We start from the raw sequence: 15,838 nt of genomic DNA, 5'->3' as shown, positions 1-15,838 counted from the left end.
CCCGGCAGCGCTGCTGTTTTGCGGGCCTCGACGGCGTGCTCAGGCGGCCTTGGCGCTCTCCACCACGAACGGGGTGCCCTGCTGGCAGGTGGTCATCAGACCCGGCTGCACCCGTCCGGTCACCGTCACCGTCGCCCCGGCGCGCAGCAGCTCACGCGGGCCGCCCAAGAGCAGGTAGCGGTCGAGCAGCACACAGCCAGCCTCGACTCCGGCGACGATCGTGCCGCTGATGGTCACGGTGCCGGACGGCGGGGTCGTCCCACCGGGTGGCCGAGGTACGGGGGACTTGCCGGACGGCGGCGACGAATTGCCGGGATCGGTGGTGCCGGGGTCGACAGGTGGGGTGGTCACCGGTGTTCCCTCCGATGCGGTCGGGGTCGGGGACGTGCCGGTCGGGCCGTCCTGGGCGCACGCGCTCAGGACCAGGCAAGCGACCACGGCGGACGCGACGATCCTGATCGTTCTCATGCGGATATGATGCCCCGCGCCGATCAACCGTTCCCTGATCGCCGCAGTCGATCCTTCCCGAATCTCGCCGCAATCGATCGTTCCCTGATCACGGCGATCAGCCGGAGTCAGGCGCTGGCGGCGGCGCGGGCCGCGGCGGCGGCCTTCATGTCGCGCTTGAGTTCCTGCGGCAGGGAGAAGGTGAGTCGCTCGTCGGCGGTAGTCACCTCGGTCACGTCGGTGAACCCCCGGGCCGCGAGATGCTCCAGGACCTGCATGACCAGATCGTCGGGGACGCTGGCTCCCGAGGTCAGGCCCACCGTACGGGCATTGGCCAACCACTCGTCGGCGATCTCCGAGGCGTAGTCCACCAGGTGCCCGGCCCCGGCACCGGCACCCAGGGCGACCTCGACCAGGCGTACCGAGTTGGAGGAGTTGCGCGAGCCCACCACGATCACCACGTCGCACTCGGGGGCGATCTCCTTGACCACCTGCTGCCGATTGGAGGTGGCGTAGCAGATGTCGTCGCTGGGCGGCGACTGCAACATCGGCAGCCGCTTCTTGAGCCGGGCCACCGTCTCCAGCGTCTCGTCGACCGACAGCGTGGTCTGCGAGAGCCAGACGACCTTGTTCGGGTCGCGGACGGTGACCTTGTCGGCGTCGGCCGGCCCGTCGATGAGCTGGATGTGCTCGGGAGCTTCGCCAGAGGTGCCGATGACCTCCTCGTGCCCCTCGTGGCCGATCAGCAGGATGTCGTAGTCCTCGGCGGCGAACCGCTTGGCCTCCTGGTGGACCTTGGTCACCAGCGGGCAGGTCGCGTCGATCGCCTTCAGCGAGCGGGCCTTGGCCTGCTCGTGCACCTCGGGGGCGACGCCGTGCGCCGAGAAGATCACGGTGGCGCCCTCCGGCACCTCCTCGTTCTCCTCCACGAAGATCGCTCCCTGCTGCTCCAGGGTCGACACGACGTGCTTGTTGTGCACGATCTCCTTGCGTACGTAGATCGGGGCACCGTAGAGCTTGAGCGCTTCCTCCACGGTCTGCACCGCGCGGTCCACGCCAGCGCAGTAGCCACGGGGCTTGGCCAGTAGTACGCGCTTGCCGGTCTGTGTGGTCGCCTGGGCCTCGGTCACCCGACCAGTCTACGTGCCGTCACACCCATCCCTGTTGATCAAGAAGTTTGCGTCATCAGAGCGGCACATGGACGACGCGTACCTCTTGATCAACAGGACATGTCCGCCCCGGGCCGTAGGCTGGGCCGGTGACCCAGCCGGAGATCCCGCGTAGCAGCCCCGACGAGCCCTGGCCGGTCCGGGTGGTCAGCCAGAAGGTGAGTGGCTGGATCAGCAAGCTGGGCTGGGTCTGGGTCGAGGGACAGGTCGCCCAGATCAGTCGCCGCCCCGGTGCCTCCACCGTCTTCCTGACCCTGCGCGACTCCTCGGCCGACCTCAGTCTCACCGTCACCACCAATCGGGACGTACTGGACGCCGGGGCGCCTGAGCTGGCCGACGGCGCAAAGGTCGTATTGCATGCCAAACCCGAGTTCTACGCGGCCCGGGGCACGCTCAGCCTGCGCGCCGACGAGATTCGCCAGATCGGCCTCGGCGAGTTGTTGGCCCGGCTGGAGAAGCTCAAGAAGCTACTGGCGGCGGAGGGGCTCTTCGACCGGGCCCGCAAACGCCGGCCGCCGTTCCTGCCCGGCCGGGTCGGCCTGATCACCGGTCGGGCCTCGGCCGCCGAACGGGACGTACTCACCAACGCGCAGCGCCGTTGGCCGGCGGTGGAGTTCCGGACCGTCAACGTGGCGGTGCAGGGGCCGACCGCCGTACCGCAGATCATCGACGCGCTGAAGGTGCTCGACGCGGACGACCGGATCGACGTGATCATCCTGGCCCGGGGCGGCGGCAGCACCGAGGATCTGTTGCCCTTCTCCGACGAGGCGCTGTGTCGGGCGGTGTTTGCCTGCCGTACCCCGGTTATCAGCGCGATCGGGCACGAGACGGATGCGCCACTGGTCGACTATGTGGCCGACGTCCGTGCCTCCACCCCGACCGACGCTGCCAAGCGGGTGGTGCCCGACCTGGCCGAGGAGTCGCGGCTGATCCGCCAGGCCCGGCAGCGGCTGGACCGGGCGGTGGTCAACCTGGTCGACCGGGAGTCGCACCGGATCGACGCGCTGCGGTCCCGGCCGGTGTTGGCCCGGCCGGCGGTGATGCTCGACCAGCGGGCCACCGACGTGGCCGGGCTGCGGGACCGGGCCACCCGCTGTCTCGACCACCGGCTGGGCACCGCCGCCGGGGACCTGCGACACACCGTGGCCCGGCTCCGCGCGCTCTCCCCGGCCGCGACCCTGGATCGGGGGTACGCCATCGTGCAGCGCGCCGACGGCCAGGTGGTACGCGACTCGGCGGAGGTCACCACCGGTGACCCGCTGCGGCTGCGGTTCGCCCGGGGCGAGGTCGCCGCAACAGTCGACAGCTGAACCAGCGCCCGCCACCGCCCTGAGGACCACCAGCATCCACGGCGGCGGGCCAGGACTTCGTTCCGACACGGGTCCGCAACTGCGCCAACCCGGACCGGATGTACCGAGAAAGGACCGCCCATGGCCGACCAGAAGAAGAAAGCGACCGGGCCGGACGAGCGGCTGAGTCCGGACGAGCGGCTGAGTTACGAGCAGGCTCGCGCCGAACTGGCGTCGGTGGTCGAACGGCTGGAGGCCGGTGGGACCTCGCTGGAGGAGTCGCTGGCGCTCTGGGAGCGCGGTGAACGGCTCGCCGAGGTCTGCCAGCACTGGCTGGATGGAGCCCGTGAACGGATCGACGCCGCCCGCCAGGCCAGAGAGTCCGCCTGAACCAGGCCGGTAATCCAGGCCGAGAAGAGTCCGCTGAACAGCATCGAGGGGGACGTCCCCACTGGGTCGCCCCCCTCGATAAAGCGGGACTGTCAGCCCTTGAAGAAGTCGTAGACCCCGGCAGGAGCCTCCTGCGTCTGGCTCGCCTCCGGCTTCTGCGCTGCGGTGGCGGCACCGTAGTCGGAGTAGGTGACCTTCAGCTCCTGCTCCTTGATGTCACCGACCGTCGGCACCTTGATCGCCAGCTCGGTCAGTCGACCCTGAGCGTCGAGCTTCGCGGTGAACGGCAGCGAGTTGGCCTGGGCACCAAGCGCCTTGAGTACTTCCTCGTTGCTGAGCCCCGCCTCGGTCGCCTTCGACAGGTCGATCTTGCCACTGTAGGCGCCCTCGCCGGTCTTTTGGACGTCGACGATCGCCTTGGTCAGCACGTCGGCTCCGGCCGGGTCGACATCATTGAAGTCGAACTCAAGGTCTTCGATACCCTTGATCTTCGACTGGTCGAGGTGCATGTACTTGCCGGTGTTCAGCGCCGCCATCCCCGGCACATCAGCGAGTGCGCCGCCGACTTTCATCTTGACGTAGCTGTCCGGCTCGACGTAGATAAGCTCTACCTCCATCGAGAAACCGAGGGCGGGGTCATCAGCCTTCATCGACATCTGGGCGCTCCGGCTGGGCATGTGCACCGTGCCAGCGCTGGTCATGCCATTGCTCTCCACCGCGAACCGGAAGTTGCCCTTCGCGATTTCCTTGGTGGAAGCAAGCAGGGCCTCCTTCGGGTCCGCAGGGATGGCCGGCACTTCCGACCTGGCCGAGTTCGGCGCAACATCGCCAGCGTCACACGCGGCGACACCGGGGAGAAGCAGCGTCGCCGCAGCGAGGCCGGCGATCGTCCACCGTCGAATCTTCACGAGAATTCACTCCAGAGAGAATGCCCGGCAGCGAACCACCACCGGAGATAGACGGAAGAGCTTAACGCTCACGTATCCCGCCGCGCTGTCCGATAAACCTGATCCAAGGGGAGACGCCCGTCACTTACTCGACCGCAGTTCATTAGCCGGCAACCGCACGCAAAATCGGCTGGAGTCAGAAGCATCACACCCGGCAATAATGGCCGGAACGGCGCCGGTCAATTCAGCGAACGCGCCAGGTCGTGCAGTTCCGACTCCGGGGCGGCCCCGACCACGATCACCGTACGGTTCGGCTCCAGAAGCACCAGGGCCCGCTCGCCGGACCGGGCCGGATACCGCTGCCAGCTCCGCCCAGCCAGCTCGGTGGCGCCCTGCGCCGGACCGGTGGCCGCCAGCTCCGTCGGCAGCAGCTTCTCGGCCGGTACGCTGCTCTGCACCACCTGCACGCCCCCACCGGACGGACTGAGGTAGCCGAGACGCAGCGTCGCCCCATCGTCGGAGCGGCGGAAGGTGGCGGTGACAGCTCGCCACTCCTGGTCCAGCCCGGCCGGCTCACCGACCGGGAAGGCGTTGGCCGACCTGGCCTGGGCGACGACCGGCGCGGTGTCGACCACCATGGGCTGGTCACCCCCGAGGAAGGCCCGGTAGAAGCCGAACAACAGGGCTATTGGTACGAGCAGCACGAGCAGCGAGATGGCCATGTCCTTGACCGACCGCTGGGAGCTCGGCGGCTCCACGTTACGGGTGGGTTCATCCTGGGTACGGTCGTCCTGACTACGACCGGCAGGCTGGGCGTCCTGGCTGGGGCTGGCAGGCTGGGCGAGGTCCACGTACCCATCTTCGCAGCTTGGCCGGCTGCTGCGATCCGGGCCACCGGTGCCCCGAACCGGCGTTAAGTTGACCAGCGTGCCAGGATTCCTTCCAACGCCGGCGGCGGCATCGACGGACGCCGCAGTATGCCGGTCCACCCCGCAACGCCGCGAGGAGGAGCCGTCGTGAGTAACAGCAGCAACCGGATCCCACAGAATCTGGACCGCAACCTGGCCCTCGATCTGGTCCGGGTCACCGAGGCGGCGGCCATGGCCGCCGGACGGTGGGTCGGCCGGGGTGACAAGGAGGGTGGCGACGGTGCCGCGGTCGACGCGATGCGCAAGCTGATCAACTCGATCCCGATGCGCGGGGTCGTGGTGATCGGCGAGGGCGAGAAGGACAACGCCCCGATGCTGTTCAACGGCGAGGAAGTCGGAGACGGCACCGGTCCCGAGGTCGACGTCGCGGTCGATCCGATCGACGGTACGACGCTGATGAGCAAGGGCATGCCGAACGCGCTCGCCGTACTGGCGGTTGCCGAGCGGGGTGCGATGTTCGACCCGAGCGCCGTCTTCTACATGGAGAAGCTGGCCGTCGGCCCGGCCTACGCCGACGTCGTCGACATCAACGCCGGGGTGGCCGAGAACCTCCGGCGGATCGCCAAGGTCAAGGGCACCGACGTCTCCGACGTCACGGTCTGCGTCCTGGACCGGCCGCGACACAAGGACCTGGTACGCGACATTCGCCGGGCCGGCGCTCCGATCCGGTTCATCTCCGACGGGGACATCGCCGGGGCGATCGCCGCCGCCCGGGGCGAATCCGGGGTGGATGTGCTCATGGGCATCGGCGGTACGCCCGAGGGGATCACCGCCGCCTGCGCGCTCAAGTGCATGGGCGGTTCCTTGCAGGCGAAGCTCTGGCCCAAGGACGACAAGGAACGGGACAAGGCGCTGGCCGCCGGTCACGACCTCGACCGGGTGCTGACCACCGACGACCTGGTGACCGGGGACAACTGCTTCTTCGTCGCCACCGGGGTCACCTCGGGTGACCTGCTGCGCGGAGTAAGCTACCGCGCCGGCGGGGCGTACACGCAGTCGATCGTGATGCGCTCCAAGAGCGGCACCATCCGGGTGATCGACTCCTACCACCGGCTGGAAAAGCTGGCTCTCTACTCGGCTGTCGACTTCGACGGCCGGCCCTTGGCCGAACAGGACTAACTTGATCAACCCCTCGACGGCCCCGGAACCACCGGCGCCGCGCCGAGCGATCGGCGTCGCACTCGCCGTGGCTTCCGGGGTCGCGGTGGCCCTACAGTCACGCATCAATGGTGAGCTGGGCGTACGCCTAGAAGACGGCATCGCCGCAGCCACCGTCTCGTTCGGCATCGGGCTGCTGGTGCTGCTCGTACTGGTGCCCGCCGTACCGGCTGGACGGCGGGGCCTGGCAGGGCTGCGTACCGCGTTGCGCGGGGGCGCACTACGGCCGTGGCAGTGCCTCGGTGGTGTCTGCGGTGCGTTCCTGGTGGTCACGCAGGGGCTGACCGTGGGCGCGCTAGGGGTGGCGGTGTTCACCGTGGCGGTGGTCGCCGGCCAGTCGGCCAGCAGTCTCGCCGTGGACCGGGCCGGGATCGGCCCGCTGGGGCCGCAGCCGGTCACTCCGGCCCGGCTCGCTGGCGCCGTGCTCACCGTACTCGCGGTGTTGCTCTCGGTGGGCGACCGGCTGAGCGACCCGGCGGCGCTGGGGCTCGCCGTGTTGCCGGTGCTCGCCGGAGTGGGCGTCGCCTGGCAGCAGGCGGTCAATGGCCGGGTACGCGTCGCCGCCGGCAGCGCTCTGACCGCCGCCGGGGTCAACTTCCTTGTCGGTACGACCGCACTGCTGGTCGCCCTCGCCGTGAACGTCCTGGTACGGGGTTGGCCGGCGGGCCAGTGGCCCACCGAGCCGTGGCTCTATCTGGGCGGGCCGATCGGCATCGTCTTCATCACGATCGCGGCGGCGGTGGTCCGGTTCACCGGTGTGCTGCTGCTCGGCCTCTCGACCATCGCCGGGCAGGTCGTCGGGGCTGTGCTGATCGATCTGGTGGTCCCGTCGACCGCAGAACTGCGACCGGGGCTCGACACCGTGTTGGGCGCGCTGCTGACCCTGGCGTCGGTGGCCATCGCATCGGCCGCCCTCCCCCGCTTTGGTGTTAGGAAGGGCCCCTTCCTATACAAAAAACGTTAGGAAGGGGCCCTTCCTAACGCCACTCCCCCCGCTCACCCGACGTCGGAGGAATGCCCAGGGAAGATGTGGGCGGTCGGGTCGATGACCACGGCGGCGTTGTTGACCGCTGTTGCCGCCTCGCCGAAGCCGGTGGCGATCAGCCGAACCTTGCCGGGGTATTCGGTGATGTCCCCGGCGGCGAAGACCCGGGGCAGATTGGTCGCCATCGTGCTGTCAACCAGGATGTGCCGCTTGTCCAGGGCCAGTCCCCAGGCGGCCAGTGGCCCAAGGTCAGCGGTGAAACCCAGCGCCGCGACCAGGGTGTCCACCGGTACGGTCTCGGCGTCGCCGCCCCTGACCTGGAGGTCGACGCCGGCGACCGCGCCGTCTCCGTGGATCTTCGTCACCTCGGCGTTGACAACGATCCGGACCGGGAGTTGACGCACCCGTGCCACCGTGGCGGCGTGGGCCCGGAACCGGTCGCGCCGGTGGACCAGGGTGACGGAGCGGGCCAGGGGGTGCAGGGCCAACGCCCAGTCGAAGGCCGAGTCGCCACCGCCCACGATGAGCACGTCCCGGCCGGCAAGCTCAGCCAGCTGCGGTACGAAGAAGACCAGGCCGTTGCCGGTGAAGTTACTGGCGGCCGGTAGCGGCCGGGGTGTGAAGCTGCCCAGCCCGCCTGTGATCAGCACCGAGCCGCAGTGCAGTCGCGCACCGTCGGAAAGCGTGATCACCGGCCGGTCGGCCTGGTACGACAGGTGCTCCGCCCGGACGCCGAGCAGGTATTCCGGCGCGAACGGCGCGGCCTGGGCGATCAGGTTGGCAACCAGGTCCCGCCCCTTGATCGAGGGAAACCCGGCGACATCGAAGATGACCTTCTCGGGGTACATCGCGGTGACCTGACCGCCGGGTTCGGGTAACGCGTCCACCACCGCGACGGAAAGTCCCCGAAACCCGGCATAGTACGCCGCGAACAGGCCGGCCGGCCCGGCTCCGATGATGGCGACATCGACCTCGCGCATGTGCTCACCGTCGCTTCCGGCTACCGGGCGTCGCTTCCCGGGAGGGGCGTCTGCTGGTTCGACGGTAGGGGGCGGTGGCGTGGCGCGGCAAGACGCTGATCTGGCACCAATTGCCAGAGCCCGGGCCGGGACAGGCCGGGAGCGGGGTGATCCGGGCCGGATCAGGACAGAGTCAGGCAGGGGCAGGGCCGGGTCAAGGCCAGGGCAGGACCGAGTCAGGGCAGGGTCAGGGCAGGACCGAGTCAGGGCAGGGTCAGGGTCGACTCGGTCCGATACGGGTCGTCGTCGTTACGGGGCCGACGGCGGCGGAAGAGGATGGCCGCAACGATTCCGCCGAGCAGCCCGAACAGGTGGCCCTGCCAGGAGATTTGTTCGTCGGTGGGGAACACCCCAATCAACTGCCCGCCGTAGAGCATGCCCACCAACAGCACCACAGCCAGGTTCCACCAGCTGCGTTCCACGATGCCCCGGGCCAACAGCAGGCCCAGGTAGCCGAAGACGACTCCGCTGGCACCGACCACGATCGAGTTCGGTGAGCCGGTGATCCACACCCCGAATCCGCTGACGAGCACGATCACCAGGGTGGAGTAGAGGAAACGTCGGACCCCGGCGGCGAGTACGAAGGTGCCGAGCAGGATCAGCGGCACGCTGTTGCTGTAGAGATGGTCGAAGCCGTGGTGCAGGAACGGACCGAAGAAGATGCCGTCGAGTCCCTCGATCCGCTGCGGGATGATGCCGCCGAGGGTGTCGAAGCCGGCGGCGAGCCAGACATCCAGCGCCTCGATCACGAACAGCACCGGCACGACCGCGCACATGGCCACGAAGGCCCGACCGAGCGCGGCGTAGAACGCCTCGCTGCCGAACTGGGACGGGTCACCTCGCTGACCAGGCATCTCGGATCTCACCCACAAGTAGCTATCAGCTATCGTGAGCTACCGCCACTCCACCCTTCGTGAAGTTCACTCAGTCGTGTGCGCCGCGCTGGCGAACCAGGCCGCCCGTACCCGACCGTAGGCGAAGCCAGCGGCCTCACAAGGGCCCACTGGAAAACCCCAAAGGGGTACGGACCCCAGATCCGTACCCCTTTTGCGGTTTCTTCGGTTGGTGCAGGTTGTCGCCGCGTCAGTACCAGCCCTTGGCCTGAGAGTGCGCCCAGGCGCCACATGGCGTGTCGTAGCGGCCCTTGATGTAGCCCAGGCCCCACTTGATCTGAGTCGCTGGGTTGGTCTTCCAGTCGTCACCGACCGAGGCCATCTTGCTGCCCGGCACCGCCTGCGGGATGCCGTACGCCCCGCTGGAGGAGTTGCTGGCCTTGGGGTTCCAGCCACTTTCCTTGGTCCAGAGCTTGTCCAGGCAGGGCATCTGGTCGAGGCCGAACCCGTCCTGCAGCAGGATCGCGCAGCCGATCTGCCGGTTGCCGCTGTACTCGTTGCACGAGGCCGGGATCGGCCCGGTGAACGGCTTGGTGGCCGCTTCCGCCTCCTCGCGTTCCTTCTTGCGGCTCGCTGCCGCGGCCTGGGCCTTACGGGCCCGCTCGGCCGCTGCCTTGGCCTCGTCGGCCGCCTTGACCGCGGCCTGGTACTCGGCAGCCCGCTTGCCGGCGGTGGCCGACTGGTGGACCGCCTGCCGTTCCCGCTGGTACGCCAACTCAGCCTCGTCGACGTTCGCGGCCAGTTGGGCCTCGATCCCTTGTTGCTGGGTTTCCCGATCTTCGCCCAGGTAGTACCCGCCAGTGACGCCCACAGCGAGCAGGGCGACGGCGAGCGTCCGGACACCGTACCGGCTCCACAGCCGACTCACGAAGTGGTCCCTTCGTCGGGGGCATGGACGCGGCACACCGGGTAGCGACCCCACGGGGCCGGTGGTGCCGCAAGCGCTCGACCCCGTCGGAGTCGCGACCCGCCGACTGGTGATCGTCGGCACCGTCCGCCGCCGGGTAAGTCAACTTCAACGATCTTCCCCAGCTGGCTGGCGCTCACCGGACACGATTGCGCACGGTGAGGCTGATGGGAAACCAACAGTCTCAAATGTGACTTGGGTCACGCCATATTTGCCCGCAAATATGGACCAAAGCTCAGCACTTTGGCGACTCAACCGGGGATGTCCTCCAGCAGATCGGTCACCACCTCGGCGATGGGTGAGCGCTCCGAACGGGTCAGGGTCACATGGGCGAAGATCGGGTGCCCCTTGAGTGCCTCGATCACGGCAGTCACGCCGTCGTGCCGCCCGACCCGCAGGTTGTCCCGCTGGGCCACGTCGTGGGTGAGCACCACCCGGGAGCCCTGCCCGACCCGGGACAGCACGGTGAGCAGTACGCCCCGTTCCAGCGACTGGGCCTCGTCGACGATGACGAAGGCGTCGTGCAGGCTGCGGCCCCGGATGTGGGTCAGTGGAAGCACTTCGAGCATCCCCCGGGACAGCACCTCGTCCAGCACGTTCTCGTGCACCACCGCCCCGAGGGTGTCGAAGACGGCCTGGGCCCAGGGCGACATCTTCTCGGATTCCGAGCCGGGCAGATAGCCCAACTCCTGACCGCCGACGGCGTACAGCGGACGGAAGACGATGACCTTCTTGTGCCGACCGCGTTCCATCACCGCCTCCAGGCCCGCGCAGAGCGCCAGCGCGGACTTGCCGGTGCCCGCCCGACCGCCCAGGGAGACGATCCCGATCGACTCGTCGAGCAGCAGGTCGAGTGCGATCCGCTGCTCCGCCGACCGACCCCGCAGCCCGAACGCCTCCCGGTCACCGCGGACCAGCCGTACCGTCTTGTCGGGCAACACCCGCCCCAGGGCGGAGCCGCGGGGGGACTGCAACACCAGTCCGGTGTGGCACGGCAGTCCGGCCGCTTCGTCCAGGTCCACCGCCTCACCGGCGTACAACTGGCCGACCTGCTCCGTACCCAATCCCAGCTCGGCCATCCCGGTCCAGGTCGGATCGCTCGCCTGGCCGTGCCGGTACTCATCGGCGGCGAGGCCGACCGCCGCCGCCTTGACCCGCAGCGGCATGTCCTTGCTCACCAGCGTGACGTCGCGTCCCTCGGCGGCCAGGTTGAGGGCCACGGCGAGGATCCGGGCGTCGTTGGACTCGGTACGGAAGCCCACCGGCAGCACTCCGCTGTCGGCATGGTTCAGCTCCACCCGTAGGGTGCCGCCGACGTCGTTGGCCGGTACCGGCTGGTCGAGCCGCCCGTGCCGGACCCGGATCTCGTCGAGCGTCCGCAGGGCCTGCCGGGCGAACCAGCCGAGTTCGGGATGGTGGCGTTTTCCTTCCAACTCGGTGATGACCACGAGCGGTAGCACCACCTCGTGTCCGGCGAACCGGTGGAAGGCCGCCGGGTCGGAGAGCAGGACGGAGGTGTCCAGGACGTATATCTGGCGAGCCGGTTCGGGCTCCGCTGGCTCGCCAGCCGACTTCCCGGCGGTACGGCGACGGCCGCTGATCCGGTCGGCGATGGCGGCACCGGTCCGGCGACCGGTGGTAGTGGCGGCCGGGCTCTGCTCAGCCCGGTGGTTGGTACGACGAGTCGTCACAGGCCTGCTCCGGCGGGTGTGCACCCGTCCACCCGCAGTCCGCCTCGTCCGGTGCCCGGAGCACGAGGTCGGGTGTGGCCCCGTGCACACAGCATCTCGCAGAGTCCGGGCCGTCCGGCTGGCTCGGGACAACCCCGCGCCATGCCTAGACGCTAGCCGGGCAAGACCGCTTGGGCTAGCCACATCCCGCTGATCTCCTCAGCGCGTGGCTGTCGGACCCGCCCCGAGCTGGGACCGGCCGGGATGCATGCCCCCTGCGCGCATCCCGGCCGGTGGGATCACCGTCACCGGTCTGACGTGACCCCAGACGGTGCGCGTCCGCCGCGGACGGCGCACCGTGTTCGCGGGCGACCGCTCACCCCACCGTCGCCGCCGGTCATGCGTTGCGGCCGGCGAAGACGTCGGTGGAGTGCCGTCCGCCGTTGGTCGCGGTCCCCGCGAAGGAGGCGCCCGTGTATGTCGTTCCCTGACGTACGACGGTGCGGGCGCTGTCAGTTGTCGTGGGTGATGGCACCGCCAGCACCGAGGCGATGGCCGCCTGCGCCTCCCGGCGCCGACGGTTCCATGCCCCCCGGTCGCCGTCGAAGTAACCCTGTCGGTATCCGAACCGATAGCCGATCCGGTAGCTGAGCTGCCCGTGCAGGCGTCCTGCCGCGTAACTCGACGAGCAGAGCAGCAGCACGAGGAAGACCAGGAAGAAGGGGCTCATCGCTCCTCCCCGTCACACATGGCCCGGTCGGTACCAAACGATTGCTCGCCATCGCCATCACTGTCGCCATCACTGTCGCCGTCGCCGTCACCATCGCCGAGCAGCTGGTCGCCGATGACGGGCAACCGGTCGAGGTCGTCGGTGCCGACCTCCTCAACCAGTTCGACACTGATCCGGCAGCCATCGAGGATCACCTCGGCGACCGAGGCCCGTCTGATCTCACCACCGGCGTCATAGACCCGCACGCTGAGTTCCGGGCAGCCGAGATGCGTACGCCACGAGTCCCACTCGGCACGATCACCCACGTTGAGTGCGAGATAGCGGGAACCACGAGCAAGGTAGAGACGCCAGGGAGCGCTGAGTCCGGCGGCCACCCCGTCAGCGATCAATCCGAATGCCTGGGCGCGGGTCGCGAGTTCGATCACCGAACCACTCCTGTCACGAGTACGTGACCCGCCTGAACGCAGATCGTCTCAAGCACGTGACACACGGTAGGGCGTCTCATGCGCGTGACAGTATCAGCTTTTCGTACGATTACCGCCACCCCTTGGTGCACCTATCCTGCCGACGTGATGCCCCTCGACAACGCCAGCATGCCCAAAGCTGGAAAGCGTGAAAATCTGTCACGCATGCAATACATCGCTGCGCGGACAGCTGCGCGGCCGGAAAGCTGGCCGTACCGTCGCCAGGTGTCGGACCGCGCCCATGGGCGAAAAATCGCCTTCGCCGCCTTCATTCGCAAGGCGCTGGCCGATGCCCGTGCTACCCGCGCCTGGACCGGCTCCGAGGTGTCCCGCCGTACCGGAGTCTCCCGGCAGACCATCAACCGCTGGGTACGCGGCGAGTGGGCCAGCGACCCGGAGGCCGAACGGGTTGTCGCGTTCTGTGAGGGCCTCGGCATCAATCCGACCGTCGCCTTCGGGGTGCTCGGCTGGGACCGAGGTAACCCGACACGTCCGACGCCCCACGCGCCACCGATGGACCCGGACGTGGAAGCGCTGCTCCGGCGACTGGTCGACCCGAACGTCTCTGATGCAGAGAAGTTTCATATTCGGGAAACAATTCGCTACCTCGCTTATCGCCCAATAATGCCGCCTAATGCCGGAAAACGGGGCAAACAAGCAGGCTAGTTCCTCAGATGGTGAAAAACTGCATACTCTGCGCCATCCGCCCCCTGTTCCGGGCGGAACGGGCGCGCTAGCGTGCCTTTTCGTACTGCTTGGGCTCGTCGTCGGCGGGGGGACGGGACAAGGCCGAACCCAGCCCTGCGGGACAGAAGGAGGGGTCAATCCCATGACCCTGAAATGGATGGCAGTAGTGGTGGCCGCGGTGTCAGCGACACTGTGCGTGACCGCCAACGTCGTGATCGGCACGGTCAATGGTCAACAGGTTCCGATGATCCTGAACCTGCTCGCCATCACCACCACCGCCAGCGCCACCGTGCTGGCCGTGGTCGCCGAACTGCACGACCGGCTCATCGGGCGCATCACCGCCCTCACCGAGTTCCTCGTCGCCCGGCTGAACGAGATCGAGAGCCACACGGGCGACCACAACGCCGGCTTCGTCGAGGGCTACCTACTCGGTCACAGCCCGGACGCGGCCGTCGTACCCATCGGTCCGAGACTGCACGGCCGACGCGCGATGATCGGAGGCGACGACTGAACGTTCAGTAACAGGTCGTCCGAACGGACAGCTGCCGGGGTACGCTGACGCCCGTGCGGCCGTACAACTCTGAAAACCATCAGCTGACCCGCCCCTTCTCCGTGGATCAGGCGTGGAACGCCACGATCGACCGAGCCGGGCAATGTGTGCTGTTCTTCGACTTCGACGGCACACTCGCCCCGGTCGAGGACGATCCCACCGCGGTGCAGCCGGCACCGAAGGTCCTCGCGGCGATCGAAGCCCTCACCTCGGTGGTGCAACGGGTGGCGATCGTCTCGGCCCGGCCGGTCGAGTTCCTGCGCGACCGGTTCGCCTCCCTCACCGACGTCGACCTCTACGGCCTCTACGGCCTGGAGCACAGTCACGGGTCCGGCGAAACGGTGACCGAGCCGGCCGCGCTGCCCTGGGTGCCAACCATGGTCGAGTTGGCGGAGCGCGCCCGGGCCGAACTGCCCGAGGGGACGCTGGTGGAATACAAGCGGCTCTCCGTGGCCCTGCACTATCGCACCGCCCCCGAACTGGCCGCAGCCGTCGAATCGTGGGGCCAGGCGCAGGCTGAACGACTCGGCCTACGCGTGCAGTGCGGGCGCATGGTCATCGAGCTGAAGCCACCGGTCGATCGGGACAAGGGCATGGTGATCGGGGAAGCCGTCCCATCGGCCGGTTGCGCCTGGTACTTCGGTGACGACGTTTCCGACATCAAGGCATTCGCCGCCCTACGGGCCCGGGAAGCCGCAGATCCCTCCTTCTTCGGGGTCTGTGTCGCCGTAGCGAACCCGGAGACCGGCCAGGAGGTCTCTACCGCGGCCGACCTGACCATCGAGTCTCCGGAAGCGCTCGGCGACTTCCTCACCGAAGCCGTACACCGGTTCAGCTGAGCGACGCGCTCAGCTGAACAACACCTTCAGCTGAGCAGCACCGCAACGGGTCAGGCGCCGTACCGGCGTTGTCGACTGGCGTACGAGCGCAGCGCCCGGAGGAAGTCGACGTGCCGGAAGTCCGGCCAGTTCACGTCGCAGAAGTAGAACTCCGAATGGGCCGACTGCCAGAGCAGGAACCCGGAGAGGCGCTGCTCTCCGCTGGTCCGGATGACCAGGTCGGGATCCGGCTGTCCCCGGGTGTAAAGGTGTTCCGCGATGTGCTCCACGTCGAGCACCTCGGCCAACTCCTCGATGGTGCCACCCGCCGCCGCATGCTCCTGGAGCAGTGACCGTACGGCGTCGGCGATCTCCTGCCGGCCGCCGTACCCGACCGCGATGTTGACCTGCGCCCCACCGGCGCGATCCCGGGTGTGCTCCTCAGCGGCCTTCAACGTCCCACTCGTCTGGGTCGGCAGCAGGTCGAGCGCGCCGACCATGCGCAGCCGCCAGGGGTTGCCCTCCTCGGCCAGCTCGACGACCAGATCCTCGATGATCTTCACGAGCGGGTCGAGCTCCTTGGCCGGGCGACGCAGGTTCTCGGTGGCCAGCAGATAGAGGGTGACGTGCCCGATGCCGGCCTGGTCACACCAGTTGAGCACGTGTTTGATCTTGGCGGCGCCGACCCGGTGCCCGTCGTTGGGGTCGACGTACCCCATCTCCCTGGCCCATCTCCGGTTACCGTCGCACATCACCCCGACATGTCGGGGTACCGGCCGTCCGGCGAGCTTCGCCGTCAGCCGCCGCTCGTACACCGAGTAGATAAGGTCCCGCAGAGTCATCACC

17 protein-coding genes and 1 pseudogene are annotated in these 15,838 nt (G+C 68.4%); 7 read left to right on the top strand and 11 right to left on the bottom strand.

Annotated elements, in window-relative coordinates; all coding sequences use genetic code 11:
• Positions 1-39 precede the first annotated feature (39 nt).
• Positions 40-468, bottom strand: a complete 429-nt coding sequence (locus tag ACWDV4_RS03875) for a hypothetical protein (RefSeq protein WP_449974623.1) — start codon at positions 466-468, stop codon at positions 40-42.
• A gap of 107 nt (positions 469-575) precedes the next feature.
• Positions 576-1,577, bottom strand: a complete 1,002-nt coding sequence (locus ACWDV4_RS03870) for a 4-hydroxy-3-methylbut-2-enyl diphosphate reductase (protein WP_449974621.1) — start codon at positions 1,575-1,577, stop codon at positions 576-578.
• A gap of 128 nt (positions 1,578-1,705) precedes the next feature.
• Here ACWDV4_RS03870 and xseA point away from each other — a divergent pair, with 128 nt between their 5' ends.
• Both xseA and ACWDV4_RS03860 read left to right on the top strand, forming a co-directional pair.
• The gene (gene xseA, locus ACWDV4_RS03865) at positions 1,706-2,926 is read left to right on the top strand and encodes an exodeoxyribonuclease VII large subunit (RefSeq protein WP_449974620.1); all 1,221 of its coding nucleotides are present in this window, start codon (positions 1,706-1,708) and stop codon (positions 2,924-2,926) included.
• 120 nt (positions 2,927-3,046) lie between these two features.
• Positions 3,047-3,295 carry an exodeoxyribonuclease VII small subunit gene (locus ACWDV4_RS03860; protein WP_449974619.1) on the top strand — a complete coding sequence of 83 codons (249 nt, stop codon included), beginning with the start codon at positions 3,047-3,049 and terminating at the stop codon, positions 3,293-3,295.
• A gap of 92 nt (positions 3,296-3,387) precedes the next feature.
• Here ACWDV4_RS03860 and ACWDV4_RS03855 read toward each other — a convergent pair whose 3' ends face one another.
• Together ACWDV4_RS03855 and ACWDV4_RS03850 are read right to left on the bottom strand one after the other, a co-directional pair.
• Complete coding sequence (locus tag ACWDV4_RS03855) at positions 3,388-4,203, bottom strand: hypothetical protein (protein WP_449974617.1); 816 nt, start codon at positions 4,201-4,203, stop codon at positions 3,388-3,390.
• A 218-nt stretch (positions 4,204-4,421) separates the two neighbouring features.
• Positions 4,422-5,033 (bottom strand): DUF4245 domain-containing protein, encoded by a 612-nt coding sequence (locus ACWDV4_RS03850; RefSeq protein WP_449974616.1) that lies wholly within the window; start codon positions 5,031-5,033, stop codon positions 4,422-4,424.
• A gap of 165 nt (positions 5,034-5,198) precedes the next feature.
• On the opposite strand from ACWDV4_RS03850, the gene glpX reads away from it, so the two are divergent.
• Positions 5,199-6,230, top strand: a complete 1,032-nt coding sequence (glpX, locus tag ACWDV4_RS03845; protein ID WP_449974614.1) for a class II fructose-bisphosphatase — start codon at positions 5,199-5,201, stop codon at positions 6,228-6,230.
• A gap of 4 nt (positions 6,231-6,234) precedes the next feature.
• On the top strand, positions 6,235-7,233 hold the full coding sequence (locus tag ACWDV4_RS03840) for a DMT family transporter (protein ID WP_449974690.1): 999 nt from the start codon (positions 6,235-6,237) through the stop codon (positions 7,231-7,233).
• 32 nt (positions 7,234-7,265) lie between these two features.
• Here ACWDV4_RS03840 and ACWDV4_RS03835 read toward each other — a convergent pair whose 3' ends face one another.
• The 6 genes and pseudogenes from ACWDV4_RS03835 to ACWDV4_RS03810 form a co-directional block, all read right to left on the bottom strand.
• On the bottom strand, positions 7,266-8,234 hold the full coding sequence (locus ACWDV4_RS03835; protein ID WP_449974612.1) for an NAD(P)/FAD-dependent oxidoreductase: 969 nt from the start codon (positions 8,232-8,234) through the stop codon (positions 7,266-7,268).
• A 242-nt stretch (positions 8,235-8,476) separates the two neighbouring features.
• Positions 8,477-9,127, bottom strand: coding sequence for a rhomboid family intramembrane serine protease (locus ACWDV4_RS03830; RefSeq protein WP_449974611.1), 651 nt, complete (start codon positions 9,125-9,127; stop codon positions 8,477-8,479).
• A gap of 229 nt (positions 9,128-9,356) precedes the next feature.
• Positions 9,357-10,034 carry an aggregation-promoting factor C-terminal-like domain-containing protein gene (locus ACWDV4_RS03825; RefSeq protein WP_449974610.1) on the bottom strand — a complete coding sequence of 226 codons (678 nt, stop codon included), beginning with the start codon at positions 10,032-10,034 and terminating at the stop codon, positions 9,357-9,359.
• A gap of 290 nt (positions 10,035-10,324) precedes the next feature.
• Entirely contained in the window at positions 10,325-11,764 is a 1,440-nt protein-coding gene (locus tag ACWDV4_RS03820; protein ID WP_449974609.1) for a PhoH family protein, read from the bottom strand.
• Between the two features lie 376 nt (positions 11,765-12,140).
• Positions 12,141-12,473: a hypothetical protein gene (locus ACWDV4_RS03815; protein ID WP_449974608.1), complete on the bottom strand. Its 333-nt coding sequence runs from the start codon at positions 12,471-12,473 to the stop codon at positions 12,141-12,143.
• Between the two features lie 113 nt (positions 12,474-12,586).
• Positions 12,587-12,898: pseudogene (locus ACWDV4_RS03810) on the bottom strand (hypothetical protein); the annotation flags it as partial.
• A gap of 204 nt (positions 12,899-13,102) precedes the next feature.
• Here ACWDV4_RS03810 and ACWDV4_RS03805 point away from each other — a divergent pair.
• From ACWDV4_RS03805 to otsB, 3 genes are all read left to right on the top strand, one after another.
• The gene (locus tag ACWDV4_RS03805) at positions 13,103-13,603 is read left to right on the top strand and encodes an XRE family transcriptional regulator (protein ID WP_449974688.1); all 501 of its coding nucleotides are present in this window, start codon (positions 13,103-13,105) and stop codon (positions 13,601-13,603) included.
• A gap of 163 nt (positions 13,604-13,766) precedes the next feature.
• Complete coding sequence (locus ACWDV4_RS03800) at positions 13,767-14,135, top strand: hypothetical protein (protein WP_449974606.1); 369 nt, start codon at positions 13,767-13,769, stop codon at positions 14,133-14,135.
• Between the two features lie 53 nt (positions 14,136-14,188).
• Positions 14,189-15,013: a trehalose-phosphatase gene (gene otsB, locus ACWDV4_RS03795; RefSeq protein ID WP_449974604.1), complete on the top strand. Its 825-nt coding sequence runs from the start codon at positions 14,189-14,191 to the stop codon at positions 15,011-15,013.
• A 50-nt stretch (positions 15,014-15,063) separates the two neighbouring features.
• Here the strand turns inward: otsB and ACWDV4_RS03790 are convergent, their stop codons facing one another.
• The gene (locus ACWDV4_RS03790; RefSeq protein WP_449974603.1) at positions 15,064-15,834 is read right to left on the bottom strand and encodes an isoprenyl transferase; all 771 of its coding nucleotides are present in this window, start codon (positions 15,832-15,834) and stop codon (positions 15,064-15,066) included.
• Positions 15,835-15,838 lie beyond the last annotated feature (4 nt).

The organism is Micromonospora sp. NPDC003197 (assembly GCF_053590565.1).
Note: the sequence above shows the minus strand (reverse complement) of the source record. Positions and strands in the feature narration are given on the sequence as shown.

Excerpts from the sequence above, each read along its gene's own strand:
- ACWDV4_RS03875 (WP_449974623.1), bottom strand. The coding sequence starts at position 468 with ATGAGAACGATCAGGATCGTCGCGTCCGCCGTGGTCGCTTGCCTGGTC.
- ACWDV4_RS03860 (WP_449974619.1), top strand. The coding sequence starts at position 3,047 with ATGGCCGACCAGAAGAAGAAAGCGACCGGGCCGGACGAGCGGCTGAGT.
- ACWDV4_RS03835 (WP_449974612.1), bottom strand. The coding sequence starts at position 8,234 with ATGCGCGAGGTCGATGTCGCCATCATCGGAGCCGGGCCGGCCGGCCTG.
- ACWDV4_RS03830 (WP_449974611.1), bottom strand. The coding sequence starts at position 9,127 with ATGCCTGGTCAGCGAGGTGACCCGTCCCAGTTCGGCAGCGAGGCGTTC.
- ACWDV4_RS03815 (WP_449974608.1), bottom strand. The coding sequence starts at position 12,473 with ATGAGCCCCTTCTTCCTGGTCTTCCTCGTGCTGCTGCTCTGCTCGTCG.
- ACWDV4_RS03805 (WP_449974688.1), top strand. The coding sequence starts at position 13,103 with ATGCAATACATCGCTGCGCGGACAGCTGCGCGGCCGGAAAGCTGGCCG.
- ACWDV4_RS03800 (WP_449974606.1), top strand. The coding sequence starts at position 13,767 with ATGACCCTGAAATGGATGGCAGTAGTGGTGGCCGCGGTGTCAGCGACA.
- ACWDV4_RS03790 (WP_449974603.1), bottom strand. The coding sequence starts at position 15,834 with ATGACTCTGCGGGACCTTATCTACTCGGTGTACGAGCGGCGGCTGACG.